Source organism: Azospirillum sp. B21 (assembly GCF_008364825.1).
Taxonomy (GTDB): domain Bacteria; phylum Pseudomonadota; class Alphaproteobacteria; order Azospirillales; family Azospirillaceae; genus Azospirillum.
The window spans coordinates 175,602-188,368 of record NZ_VTTO01000004.1 but is presented as its reverse complement, the minus strand read 5'-3'; the positions used below and the strand labels follow the sequence as shown (position 1 = coordinate 188,368).

12 protein-coding genes are annotated in these 12,767 nt (G+C 67.5%); 7 read left to right on the top strand and 5 right to left on the bottom strand.

The window, feature by feature from the left end; genetic code table 11:
- Positions 1-213 precede the first annotated feature (213 nt).
- The 3 genes from ddpX (at position 214) to FZ983_RS11955 (ending at position 2,706) form a co-directional block, all read left to right on the top strand.
- Positions 214-762 carry a D-alanyl-D-alanine dipeptidase gene (gene ddpX / locus FZ983_RS11965; RefSeq protein ID WP_149223778.1) on the top strand — a complete coding sequence of 183 codons (549 nt, stop codon included), beginning with the start codon at positions 214-216 and terminating at the stop codon, positions 760-762.
- Positions 763-971: 209 nt separating this feature from the next.
- Positions 972-2,024, top strand: a complete 1,053-nt coding sequence (locus FZ983_RS11960; protein WP_149223777.1) for a polysaccharide deacetylase family protein — start codon at positions 972-974, stop codon at positions 2,022-2,024.
- A gap of 136 nt (positions 2,025-2,160) precedes the next feature.
- The gene (locus FZ983_RS11955) at positions 2,161-2,706 is read left to right on the top strand and encodes a hypothetical protein (RefSeq protein ID WP_247883720.1); all 546 of its coding nucleotides are present in this window, start codon (positions 2,161-2,163) and stop codon (positions 2,704-2,706) included.
- Between the two features lie 54 nt (positions 2,707-2,760).
- On the opposite strand, the gene FZ983_RS11950 is transcribed toward FZ983_RS11955, so the two are convergent.
- Positions 2,761-2,964, bottom strand: a complete 204-nt coding sequence (locus FZ983_RS11950) for a hypothetical protein (protein WP_014249133.1) — start codon at positions 2,962-2,964, stop codon at positions 2,761-2,763.
- 622 nt (positions 2,965-3,586) lie between these two features.
- Here FZ983_RS11950 and dnaK point away from each other — a divergent pair.
- From dnaK to FZ983_RS11935, 3 genes are all read left to right on the top strand, one after another.
- On the top strand, positions 3,587-5,503 hold the full coding sequence (dnaK, locus tag FZ983_RS11945) for a molecular chaperone DnaK (RefSeq protein WP_149223776.1): 1,917 nt from the start codon (positions 3,587-3,589) through the stop codon (positions 5,501-5,503).
- Between the two features lie 150 nt (positions 5,504-5,653).
- Positions 5,654-6,805 carry a molecular chaperone DnaJ gene (gene dnaJ, locus FZ983_RS11940; protein WP_149223775.1) on the top strand — a complete coding sequence of 384 codons (1,152 nt, stop codon included), beginning with the start codon at positions 5,654-5,656 and terminating at the stop codon, positions 6,803-6,805.
- A 228-nt stretch (positions 6,806-7,033) separates the two neighbouring features.
- The gene (locus tag FZ983_RS11935; RefSeq protein ID WP_149223774.1) at positions 7,034-8,224 is read left to right on the top strand and encodes a GGDEF domain-containing protein; all 1,191 of its coding nucleotides are present in this window, start codon (positions 7,034-7,036) and stop codon (positions 8,222-8,224) included.
- Here FZ983_RS11935 and thpR read toward each other — a convergent pair.
- The 4 genes from thpR to FZ983_RS11915 all read right to left on the bottom strand — a co-directional run bounded on the left by thpR (position 8,221) and on the right by FZ983_RS11915 (position 11,825).
- On the bottom strand, positions 8,221-8,763 hold the full coding sequence (thpR, locus tag FZ983_RS11930; RefSeq protein WP_149223773.1) for an RNA 2',3'-cyclic phosphodiesterase: 543 nt from the start codon (positions 8,761-8,763) through the stop codon (positions 8,221-8,223). The genes FZ983_RS11935 and thpR overlap by 4 nt on opposite strands.
- Positions 8,764-8,974: 211 nt before the next feature.
- On the bottom strand, positions 8,975-10,018 hold the full coding sequence (locus FZ983_RS11925; protein WP_149223772.1) for an NADP(H)-dependent aldo-keto reductase: 1,044 nt from the start codon (positions 10,016-10,018) through the stop codon (positions 8,975-8,977).
- A 28-nt stretch (positions 10,019-10,046) separates the two neighbouring features.
- Complete coding sequence (locus FZ983_RS11920; RefSeq protein WP_149223771.1) at positions 10,047-11,198, bottom strand: FIST N-terminal domain-containing protein; 1,152 nt, start codon at positions 11,196-11,198, stop codon at positions 10,047-10,049.
- Positions 11,199-11,204: 6 nt separating this feature from the next.
- Positions 11,205-11,825 (bottom strand): arylesterase, encoded by a 621-nt coding sequence (locus FZ983_RS11915; RefSeq protein WP_149223770.1) that lies wholly within the window; start codon positions 11,823-11,825, stop codon positions 11,205-11,207.
- A 112-nt stretch (positions 11,826-11,937) separates the two neighbouring features.
- Between FZ983_RS11915 and FZ983_RS11910 the strand changes: the two genes are divergently transcribed.
- Positions 11,938-12,720 carry an ABC transporter ATP-binding protein gene (locus tag FZ983_RS11910; protein WP_014249143.1) on the top strand — a complete coding sequence of 261 codons (783 nt, stop codon included), beginning with the start codon at positions 11,938-11,940 and terminating at the stop codon, positions 12,718-12,720.
- The last annotated feature ends 47 nt before the right edge of the window (positions 12,721-12,767 follow it).

Genomic DNA, 12,767 nt, shown 5'->3' with positions numbered 1-12,767 from the left:
CTTCCTTAACCGCCGCCGTATCGGGTTTCCCCGCCGCGCCGGCCCGTCTTCATACGAGCCTGCCTTCACCATGGATTGCCGGCCGGACACAATCCCGTACGGGCCCGCACCGGCAGCCGGCCCGGGCATGGCAGACCCGCGACCATGGCAGGCGGCGCCGGCACCATGCTAGAGGTCGTGCCTCTTCCCAATACGCCGACGATTGCCCTTTCCATGCTGACCGAAATCGCGCCTCCGGCCTTCGATATCGACCTGGAGCTTCTCTACGCCACCGCCGACAACCTGTCGGGCGCACCGATCTACCGGTCGGCGGTGTGCCTGCTGCACCCCGACGCGGCCCGCCGGCTGACCGACGCCATCCGGCTGGCGCGCGGCATCGGCTGCCGGTTGCGGGTGTACGATGCCTTCCGCCCGGCAGAGGCGCAATGGCGGCTTTGGCATGCCTTTTCCGATCCGACCTACATCGCCGACCCCCGGCTGGGCTCCAACCACACCCGCGGCGTAGCGATCGACCTGACGCTTGTCGATGCCGCCGGCGTACCGCTGGACATGGGCACCGGGTTCGACGCGATGACGGAACGGTCGCACCATGGCCGCAGCGACCTGACCGCGGAGCAGCAGCGCAACCGCGCCATGCTGCTGGGCGTGATGGTCGCCGCGGGCTGGGAGCACTACCCGTCCGAATGGTGGCATTACCAGCTGCCGGATGCGGAGCGCTACCCCCTGTTGACCGACGCCGCCGCCGGCGGGCGGCTGATGTAGGATCGGCCGACACAGGCTGGGCAGCATCCCGACGCCGTCCGTATCGGGGCGTGTGCTGCGGATCAGGCGTTCCATTGTTGCACGCGCGCACCGCATCGCTGCCCTCAGCGGGAAAGTGGCGGTCGGCGCTTGTTCGCATGGCGGAGACTATGGCACACCCTTTGCGTCGGGGCGGAGGTCGTCCCGGCCAGCCTATTCCGCAGGGCGCCATGCCGTTCCGTCGTGCCGTCAAGGTTCTCGCTGCCGCCGCGCTGTCCGTCTGGACCGCGCTCGTGCCGGCGTCGCGGCCGGCCATGGCCGACTCCGCCCTTCCGCCGGGCGCCAGCGCGGTCGTCTTCGCCTATGACCGCTTCGGCGAGGACCAGAACCCCTCGATCAGCATCCGCATCGACCAGTTCGAAGCCCATCTGGACGAGCTGACTGACGGCGACTACCGCGTCCTGCCGCTGCCGAAGATCCTGGACGCCCTGCGCACCGGGAAGCCGCTGCCCGACCGCACGGTCGCCATCACCATCGACGAAGCCAGCCGCTCCGCCTTCACCGAGGCCTGGCCGCGGCTGAAGGCGGCCAATCTGCCCTTCACGCTGTTCGTCGCGACCGACGCGGTCGACCGCGGCTCTCCCACCCACATGACCTGGGGCGAAATCCGGCAGCTGGCGGCAGCCGGCGTCACCATCGGCGCGCTCGGCACCTCGACACAGTCGATGCTGGCGCGCAGCCCGGACCAATTGGCCGCCGACCTGCGCCGGATGTCCGACCGCTTCCAGACGGAGCTGGGGCGGCGCCCGACGATCTTCTCCTACCCGCAAGGGGAATATTCGCTGGCGGTGCGGCAGCTGGTGATCGACCAGGGCTTCACCGCCGCCTTCGGCCAGCAGTCGGGCGTGCTGCATGCCCAGGCTGATCCCTGGGGCCTGCCGCGTTTCGTTATGAACGAGACCTATGGCAGTGCCGACCGGTTCGAGCTGGCGGCCAACGCCCTGCCGCTGCCAGTGTCGGACCTGACCCCCGACGACCCGCTGGTCACCGTCAACCCGCCGCCGCTGGGCTTCACCATCGCCGACGGGGTGGGGGACAGTTCGAAGCTGGCCTGCTTCGCCACCGGCCAGGGCCGCACCGCGCTGGAACGCATCGCGGAGGACCGGGTGGAGGTCCGCATCAGAGACCCCTTCCCGCCGGGCCGCGCCCGCGTCAACTGCACCCTGCCGACCGCCGACGGCCGCTGGCGCTGGCTGGGCGTGCAGTTCCTGATTCCGGAATGACGGTCTGAGGCGTTTTCCCGGGGATTTCCCCAAAACCCAAGGGCTCCGATAGGGCATTGGCGGCACGGCCTGTGGCGCCTATGGTGCCGGCCCTGGCGCGCCGTTGCGGCGTGCGCGGCAAACCCGGGAGGGAGCGATGGCGCAAGGCCCCCAGATGCAGAATGGACAAGTGACGAATGGACCGGGATCCGACATCGGCTGGGCCGATACGGTGCGGTTCCGCCTGCCGCCGGGCTGGGCGGTCGATGTGGAAGAGCATGAGGGGCAGCCCGTCGGCACCTTCCGGCCGCCACCTCCGGCTGCCGGCGTGCTGCGGCTGGTGACCGACCGGGTGACGCCGCGGCCGGAGTCCGGCGGCGTGGCCGGCACCCTGCAGGAGATGGCCCTTCGCTTCGTCAGACCGCAGGATCCGCGGGCCGGCGACCGGACGGTGGAAAGCCGTGCCGACGGCGCTATGATCGCCCAGGCGATGATGCGGACGGAAGAAGACGGCCGGGCCGAGACTCATTACCTGTGGCTGGTCGGCGCGGAACGCGCGGAAGCGGCAGGGACCGTTGGGGGAGCAGTGGCCGCCGTCGCGATGTTCAGCTTCGCGCTGCCCGCCCTGATGGATGGCGACGACTCCTGCGCCGAAATGCTGGGCCGGATCGACGACGCCATCCGCAATGCGGAGATTCTGTAGATCCTGACGGCTGCCGCGCCCGAAACGCCGGTATGCCTAAAGCCGGGATACCGGTCAGCAGTGGCCGGCGCCGGTGGCCATCAGCGCCTTCAGGCGGACGGACTTCGGATCGTGGGCGACCGCCGCCTCTTCCGCGGCCAGGGCGGCGAGGCTGATGAAGCGCGCGAGGTCGTCCAGATCGCAACGCGTCGCGTCGCTCATCAGGCTGTCCAGGCAGGACTTGATGGCCAGGGCCACATCGCGTCGTTCGTCCATCATCGCGCTTCCCTTTCACACCTGTGTGACCAGCTTTGCATGGAACCGCATGCTGTGTTGGCCGCGACGCAGACGTCGCCGGCCCGACCCTTTGCGGTCATCCCCTATAGGGCAAAGGAGATAGCATATTTCTTTTGTGGTTTCACTAATAGATTTGCCGTTCCATGAATAAACACAGCAACCGCGAATTGATTCGAAGCAGCTCAGCACGCCGTTGCTTGTTAATGAAAGGTTAACTTCAGAAGATGGTTCATAGTCGAACTATTATTCACTTGTAACGCTTGTGACGAGTTGAATCAGATGCGATGAATATCGGGATATTCATCTTTGCGGATTTGAATACATCGGTATTCTACTGCCACGGGATGCGGATCGGCAACGCCAGCGGGAAGGACGAGACTGCAGCGTTTTTTCCCCGCTTTTGCAGACCGAAAGGCGCGCCACCCTGTTGCAGCCCGAAACGGCTCCGCCTATATCTCCGCCAGCACGGGCCGGACCTCATGGATCGGAACTCCATGGGCCGGACCCTCAAGCGCTCCACCGACGTTTCACCGACCCAATGGGGATCGCGGCGGTGCCGGACCAGACGGGCCGCCACGCATCTGCCGAACGAAAGAGGCTGAACATGAGCAAAGTGATTGGTATCGACCTCGGCACCACGAACTCGTGCGTCGCCGTGATGGAAGGCGGCAGCGCCAAGGTGATCGAGAACGCCGAGGGCGCGCGGACCACGCCGTCCATGGTCGCCTTCAGCCAGGGCGGCGAGCGGCTGATCGGCCAGCCCGCCAAGCGCCAGGCGGTCACCAATCCGGAAAACACCCTCTTCGCCATCAAGCGTCTGATCGGCCGCCGTTTCGACGATCCGCTGACGAAGAAGGACCAGGGCCTGGTTCCCTACCGCATCATCTCCGGCGACAACGGCGACGCCTGGGTCGAGGCGCACGGCAAGAAGTACAGCCCCAGCCAGATCAGCGCCTTCATCCTCACCAAGATGAAGGAAACCGCCGAGAACTATCTGGGCGAGAAGGTCACGCAGGCGGTCATCACCGTCCCGGCCTACTTCAACGACAGCCAGCGCCAAGCCACCAAGGACGCCGGCAAGATCGCCGGCCTGGACGTGCTGCGCATCATCAACGAGCCGACGGCCGCCGCTCTGGCCTACGGCATGGAGAAGAAGGGCACCGGCACCGTCGCGGTCTATGACCTGGGCGGCGGCACCTTCGACATCTCCGTACTGGAGATCGGCGACGGCGTGTTCGAGGTGAAGTCGACCAACGGCGACACCTTCCTCGGCGGCGAGGACTTCGACAGCCGGGTCATCGAATATCTGGCCGACGAGTTCAACAAGGAGCAGGGCATCGACCTGCGCAAGGACAAGCTCGCGCTGCAGCGCCTGAAGGAAGCTGCGGAAAAGGCGAAGATCGAGCTGTCGTCCACCACGCAGACCGAAGTCAACCTGCCCTTCATCACCGCCGACCAGACCGGTCCGAAGCACCTGAACATCAAGCTGACCCGCGCCAAGCTGGAAGCCCTGGTGGACGACCTGGTGCAGCGCACGATCGAGCCCTGCAAGGCGGCCCTGAAGGATGCCGGCCTGAAAGCCAGCGAGATCGACGAGGTGATCCTGGTCGGCGGCATGACCCGCATGCCCAAGGTCATCGACGCGGTGAAGCAGTTCTTCGGCCGTGAGCCGCACCGCGGCGTGAACCCGGACGAGGTGGTCGCCATCGGCGCCGCCATCCAGGGCGGCGTGCTGAAGGGCGAGGTCAAGGACGTCCTGCTGCTCGACGTCACCCCGCTGTCGCTGGGCATCGAGACGCTGGGCGGTGTCTTCACCCGTCTGATCGACCGCAACACCACGGTCCCGACGAAGAAGAGCCAGACCTTCTCGACCGCCGAGGACAACCAGAACGCCGTCACCATCCGCGTCTTCCAGGGCGAGCGCGAGATGGCGCAGGACAACAAGATGCTGGGCCAGTTCGATCTGGTCGGCATCCCGCCGGCCCCGCGCGGCGTGCCGCAGATCGAGGTGACCTTCGACATCGACGCCAACGGCATCGTCAGCGTCACGGCGAAGGACAAGGCGACCGGCAAGGAGCAGCAGATCCGCATCCAGGCCTCGGGCGGCCTGTCGGACGCCGACATCCAGAAGATGGTCAAGGACGCCGAAGCCCACTCGGCCGACGACAAGAAGCGCCGTGAGCTGGTCGACGCCCGCAACCATGCCGACGCCCTGATCCACACCACCGAGCGGACCATCAAGGAGAACGGCGACAAGATCCCGGCCTCCGACAAGACCGCCGCGGAGGCTGCCGTCGCCGAGCTGAAGTCGGTGCTGGACAGCGAGGATCTGGACGGCATCAAGGCGAAGACCGACGCGCTGGCCCAGGTTTCGATGAAGCTGGGCGAGGCGATGTACAAGGCCGGCCAGGGCGAGGCCCCGGCTGCGGGCGGCGAGGCGCCGGGCGCCCAGCCGAACGAGCCGGGCGTCGTCGACGCCGACTTCGAAGAGGTCCAGGACGACAAGAAGAAGTCGGCCTAAGGCTCGGCAAGCTTCTTTTTGATACGGATCTGACGCGAGCATCGATGGCCCGCCGCCTTTTCCCGGCGGCGGGCCTTCGGTATGCTGGGCTCAGGTTCCGGCACGACGCGGACAGTTTGGACCAGAACGACTCAAAGGCGGTCGGCCCCCATGGCGAAACAGGATTATTACGAGCTGCTCGGTGTGGCGAAGAACGCCAGCGCGGATGAGCTGAAAAAGGCTTATCGCAAGATGGCGATGCAGTACCACCCGGACCGCAACCAGGGTGACAAGGACGCCGAGCAGAAGTTCAAGGAAATCAGCGAAGCGTATGACGTCCTGAAGGACGATCAGAAGCGCGCGGCCTACGACCGGTTCGGCCACGCCGCCTTCGAGGGTGGCCGTGGTCCGGGCGCGGGTGCCGGGGCCGGCGGCTTCAACTTCGACTTCGGCGGCGGTGGCGGCTTCGCCGACATCTTCGACGAGATGTTCGGGGAGTTCATGGGCGGGCGCCGCGGCGGCGGCGGTGCGTCCGGCCGCGGCCAGGACCTGCGCTACAACCTGGAGATCGGGCTGGAGGAGGCCTTCAAGGGCACCCAGACCACCATCCGCGTGCCCACCACCGTGCAGTGCGACGGCTGCAACGGCTCCGGTGCCGCGGCGGGGACCCAGCCGATCACCTGCCCGACCTGCCAGGGCCACGGCAAGGTGCGGGCGCAGCAGGGCTTCTTCACCATCGAGCGGACCTGCCCCGGCTGCCATGGCGCCGGCAAGGTCATCAAGGACGCCTGCAAGACCTGCGGCGGCTCCGGCCGTCTGCGCAAGGAAAAGACCCTGCAGGTCAACATCCCCGCCGGCGTCGAGGACGGCACCCGCATCCGTCTGGCGGGGGAGGGCGAAGCGGGATTGCGCGGGGCACCGGCCGGCGACCTCTACATCTTCCTGGCGATCGGGCCGCACCCGATCTTCCAGCGCGACGGCGCCAACATCCACTGCCGGGTGCCGATCCCGATGACCACGGCGGCGCTCGGCGGTTCGGTGGAGGTTCCGACCATCGACGGCACCCGCACCAAGGTGACGGTGCCGCCGGGCACCCAGTCCGGCCACCAGTTCCGCATCAAGGCCAAGGGCATGTCGGTGCTGCGCAGCGCCCAGCGCGGCGACATGTACATCCAGGCGGTGGTGGAGACCCCGGTGAACCTGACCAAGCGCCAGCAGGAACTGCTGCGCGAGTTCGAGGGCGCCGCCAAGGAAGGGTCGAATCCGCAGTCGGAAGGCTTCTTCGCCAAGGTGAAGGAGCTGTGGGAAGACCTGAAGGACTGAACCGAGGAGCCTTTCCGCTCTCCGGGACGGGCGTTGTGAACGGGCGGCGTGTCGGTGACGCACCGCCCGTTACTTTTTGTCGCATGGCCGGAGCTTTCCGTGCTTTCCGAAGGCCGAAAGGCCATTTCCACGCGAAAGCCGTTGAAGGGATGGTCATGCGCGTGTAATCACCCATCATGGCTAACTCTTCGGCGACATGCCCGGCTCAAGCCGGGGGCAGGCGGCTGCATGCGGGTTGACAGGCTCCTCGCCGCCCTGTTCGACGCCTTCGTCCGGGGCGACGAACTGCCCACGCTGATCCATCCGGTCAACCACACGCCCATCCTGCAACGGCGACGCGCCGCGATGATCCAGTCGCGCGTGCGGATGGTGGCGCTGATCTTCGGCATCCTGACCCCGCTGTGGATCGCCATCGACGTCACCGTCTTCGAATGGTCGCTGGCCATCTGGCTGATCATCCTGCGCCTGACCGCCAGCGCCGCCTTCCTGGCGCTCGCTTTCGACCGCCGGTCGTGCGAGGACATGGTCTGCGCCTGGTGGCGGCTGGCGGCGCTGCTGGCGATCCCGACGCTGTTCTTCGCCATCTCGCATCCGCTGCTCTACAACCAGGGCGTCGACGATCTGCGCATCGCCGTCAGCGCCGGCTACGGCTATCTGCCTTTCGTGATGGTGGCGGGTCTCAGCGTCTTTCCGCTGACCGCGCTGGAAGGCGCCCTGTTCGCCGCTCCGATGCTGGGCGCCCATCTGGCCGCCGGCTTCTATGGGTCGCTGGTGATGCCGTTCCCCTCCTACATCAGCGCGCTCTGGCTGCTGGCGCTGATCGCGGTGGTGGCGACGCTGGCGGCGATCAGCCAGCTGCATTTCATGATCGCCCTGCTGGAGCAGGCGGCGCACGACGCGCTGACCGGCGCCTTTTCCCGTCGCATCGGCGAGGAGTTGCTGAAACTCCAGGTCGCCCATGCCGAGCGGGCATCGCAGCCGCTGACGGCGATCTTCGTCGACCTGGACGATTTCAAGGCGGTCAACGACCGCTATGGACATGAAGAGGGCGATCGGGTCCTGCGCCATGCCGCCAACACCATCCGCAGCCTGCTGCGCCAGTCCGATGCGCTGGTCCGCTGGGGCGGGGAGGAATTCCTGATCATCATGCCCGACACCCCGTTGGACGGCGCGATGATCGCGGTGGAGCGGATGCGCCGCGCCGGATTCGGCAAGCGGCCCGATGGCAGCCTGCAGACCGCCAGCATCGGCATCGCCGAGCAGACCACCGACCGCCCCGCCGATTGGGAAGCCCTGGTGGAACTGGCCGACCAGCGCATGTACCGCGCCAAGCAGGACGGCAAGAACCGGGTGATCGGACCGGGCGACGGCATCAGACCTGACTCCGACCCCCAGCCCTGGGATGAAATCCTCGCCTAAGCGGCATCGAGCGGATATTCACGCAGAGCCTCATACACCGCACCGCCGTTGCCGAGATGACTGCGGTAGAGCGTGACATGCTCCACCGGCATCGGGCCGGCGCGGAACAGGCCGCGGTCGGACAGGAAGCGGCCGATACGGTCGGCCGGCGCGTCCTTCAGCCGGGCAAGCGTGACGTGGGGTGAGAATTTCCGCTCCTCCGCCGGCAGGCCGCAGCGGACAAGCGCGGATTCGACCTTGGCCTGCAGATGGGCCAGCGCCTCGCTGCGCTCCACCCCCGCCCATAGAACCCGCGCCCGGCGCGCGCTGCCGTACACGCCGACCCCGTCGAGGGTAAGCGGGAAGGCCGGTGCCCGGACCTCCGCCAGCGCGGCGTCGATGTCCATCGCCTGATCCTCCGGCACCTCGCCGATGAAGCGCAGGGTAAGGTGCAGGTTCTCGGGCTCGGTCCAGCGCGCACCGGGCACCCCGCCGGCCAGCCCCGCCAACCGCTGGCGAACTTCCTCCGTCAGGTCGAGGGCGACGAACAGGCGGAGCATGGGACACCTCCGGGGTTGCTGCAACGGCGGCGGATTGCCCCCTCCCTGACCCTCCCCCACCTTCGGTGGGAGAGGGGACTGCCGCCGCTTCGCGAACAAGTCACGTCACCAAGCTTCCTACCCCCTCTCCCGCGATCGGACCGGCCTTCGGCCGGCCGAGAGCAGGGGAGGGATGGGGAGGGGGCGAACGATGCGACACCTTACCGACACCTTACGGACACGGATCCGGCATGCGGTTGTGCACGGCGTCGATCTCCGCCATCACCTCCGGTGACAGGGTCAGGTCGATGGAGTCGATGTTGGAGATCAGCGTCTCCATCGTCGTCGCCCCGATCAGGGACGAGGTGACGAAGGGCTGCTGCACCGTGAAGGCGATGGCCATCTGGTTGGGCGCCAGACCATGGCGGCGGGCGATGTCCAGATAGGCTTCCGTCGCCGCATCCGCATTGACGGTGGCGTAGCGCGACGGCCGGTGGTCGAGCGCGCGGCGGCTGCCCGGCGGAATGGCACCGTTCAGATACTTGCCGGTCAGCGTGCCGGCGGCCAGCGGCGAATAGGCCAGCAGCCCGACATCCTCGCGCAGGGCCACCTCCGACAGACCGTTCTCGAAGGTCCGGTTCAGCAGGTTGTAGGCGTTCTGGATCGAGGCGACGCGCGGCAGGCCGGCGTCCTCGGCAGCGCGCAGGTAGCGCATCACGCCCCAGGGGCTCTCGTTCGACAGGCCGACATGGCGGATCTTTCCGGCCTGGACCAATTCGGCCAGCGCTGCCAGCGTCTCTTCGATCGGCACGCCGTCATGCTGCGGCTTGTGCTGATAGGTGCGGACGCCGAAGCGGTTGGTGACGCGGTCCGGCCAGTGGATCTGATAGAGGTCGATGTAATCGGTCTTCAGCCGCGACAGGCTGGCCTCGACCGCCGCGAAGAGGTTGGCGCGGTCCAGCAGCGACTTGCCATCGCGTATCCAGCCGAAGCCGCCGGCCGGCGCGCCGATGATCTTGCTGGCGAGGATAACCCGGTCGCGCTTGCCGCGCGATTGGAACCAGCTGCCGATCACCTCCTCCGTCTTGCCGTAGGTGTCGGCCGTGGGCGGGATCGCGTACATCTCCGCCGTGTCCCAGAAATTGATGCCGCGGTCGAGTGCCGCGTCCATCTGGGCATGGCCTTCGGCCTCGGTGTTCTGGCGGCCCCAGGTCATGGTGCCCAGGCCGATGGCGCTGACCGACAGGCCGGTTCGGCCGAGCGGACGATACTGCATCCGGAACGTTCCTTATTCGAAGTGATCTTTACAGAAAGAGCGTCAACACGCCGGTGTAGCCATAGAGCCGGTTGTGCGACACCTCGCCCGACGCGAAGAAACCCGTCAGCGGGATGTCGCCGAAGGTCTCACGGATCATCGACAGCTCGGCGTCGGCGGTGCCGAACAGGCTGGGACCGCGGGCGATGCAGCTGACATACACCGCGCCCTTCGGCGTCGCCTTCACCCGTTTCCTGAGGCTGTCCAGCATCCGGCGCATGTCGGCGGCGGCGGTTTCGGGATCGCGGCGGGTGAACATCACCGCTTGGCCGGTCGTCACCCGGTCCGCGATGGAGATCCAGCCGGCGCGCGGGTCGATGGCGATCAGGTCGCGGACCAGATAGTCCTGGGTGTCGGAGCCGACGATGGGCAGCCCGGCGCAGATCAGCCCGGACACCTGCCGCAGGTCGGCGGCAAGCTCCGGACCGATGTCCTCCTTGAAGACGTCCAGCGCCGGGCGCCCGTCGATCTCCAGGATCACGTTGTCGTCGCTGGCGGTGACGGTGCGGGTCGGCCCGATGGGTCGGCAGCCCTGGGTCAGGGCGGTGGCGACCGGCAGGTTGGGCGCGAACAGCACCCCCGACACGCCGCCGTCGGTGACCGGATCGCCATCCTCGGCCCCGGCGGCGATCTGCGGGAACTCCCCGCGCGAAGCGGTCAGCCCGCCGACCAGGAAGACGCCGGCCTCCTCCGACAGGCGGGACACCAACCCGGCCATGTCGGCATGGTGCGGATCGACATGGACCAGCGCCAGCGCCGCGCCATGCTTGTCCAGCCAGCCGCCGGCACTGCCGCGCAGCGGCTCCAGCCCGTCGGTCAGGGTGGGGAACAGGCGGAAGCTGTCCTCCGGCAGGCGGGCGGCCATGATCGCCAGCCCCGGCTCGTCGAACAGGGCCTCACCGTTCGCCATCACGCCGATGCCCACGGTGCCGACCCAATGGCGGATGCCGGTGACGCCGCGCAGCAGGGTGACGATGCTGGTCGCATGCTCCGCCAGCCCGTCGGTCAGGTAGAGGAAGCCCAGGTTGCAGCCGGCGACCGGCCCCAGTTTGTCCAGGCAGGCCTTGACCGTCGGTCCCCACTCCGCCCCGGCGGCGCAGGCGGCGTGAAAGCGGGTGTCGCTGTCCAGGGTCACGGTCATGATGGGTCAGCCTCCGGGTTTTTCGGTAGTCTTCTGGATTTGCGGCAGACTGTCGAGCAGGGCGGTGACGGAAGGCAGGATGCGCTCCACGATCATCGCCACGCCCTGGGCATTGGGATGCAGCCCGTCCTGCTGGATGAGTGCCTGCTGCAACGCCACCCCGTCGAGGAAGAAGGGGTAGAGCGGCAGGTCATAGGTCTTCGCAAGGTCGGGATAGATGGCGTTGAACTTGTCGGTATAGGGTTTCCCCAAGCTGGGAGAGGCGTACATGCCGGCCAGCAGAGTCGGAATCCTGCGATCCTTCAGCGTCTTCAGGATGACGTCGAGGTTGTCCTTCGCCTGGGCGGGATCGAGCCCGCGCAGCATGTCGTTGGCGCCCAACTCCACGATGGCGGCGTCGGGCTTGTCGGCCAGCGCCCAGTCCAGCCGTGCCCGGCCACCGGCGGTGGTGTCGCCCGACACGCCGGCATTGATGACGGTGACGCTGTATCCCTTGTCGGCCAGCGCCTTTTCCAACTGGCGGGTGAAGCCCTGCGGTTCCGGCAGGCCGTAGCCGGCGGTCAGGCTGTCGCCCAGCGCCAGCAACTTCACCGGCTGCGCCGCCTCTGCGCGGGTCGGAACGGTCATCTGTACCCCTGACGCAAAAACGAAGGCGAGTGCGGCGCCGATGGCGGCCATGTTGAAAGCCCGGCGGGTCGTGCCATATGGCGATGGTCCGTTCCGCTTGTGCGAGAGTCGCATGTCCAAAGTCCAATCCTCTGCAACGTCGTCCAATTCCATCGCCCGACCCCTCCCCGATTCAATCGGCAACGATTCCATCGTGGAACTCGACGACGTCCACTTGAGATTGGACAGCGGTGCCGGGCCCGTCAACATCCTGCGGGGCGTGAATCTTCAGGTGGCGGCCGGGGAGCGGGTCGGCGTCGTCGGCCCCAGCGGTTCCGGCAAGTCGACCATGATGATGGTGATGGCCGGCCTGGAACGCCCCAGCGGCGGCACCGTCCGCGTCGCCGGACAGGAGCTGAACCGGCTGGACGAGGACGGATTGGCGCGCTTCCGCCGGCAGCATGTGGGGATCGTCTTCCAGGCTTTCCATCTGGTGCCGACCATGACGGCGCTGGAGAATGTCGCCATCCCGCTGGAATTCGCCGGGGTCGCCGACGCTTTCGACCGCGCCCGCATCGGGCTGGAGCAGGTGGGCCTGGGCCACCGCATCCACCATTATCCCGGCCAGCTATCGGGCGGCGAGCAGCAGCGCACGGCATTGGCCCGCGCCTTCGTGACCGAGCCGTCGCTGCTTCTGGCCGACGAGCCGACCGGCAACCTCGACATCGACACCGGCGCCACCATCGTGAAGCTGCTGTTCGATCTGGCCGAACGGCGCGGCACGACACTGGTGCTGATCACCCACGACCCGAGCCTCGCCGCCCGCTGCGACCGGACGGTCCGGCTCGCCGACGGCCGCATCGCCGACGACGGGCAGGCGGCACGGCGCGCAAGGCTGCAGGCGGCGGGGGAGTGAGGGGGATGACTGGACTTACGCAAGCCGTTTCCCCCTCTCCCCCCCGG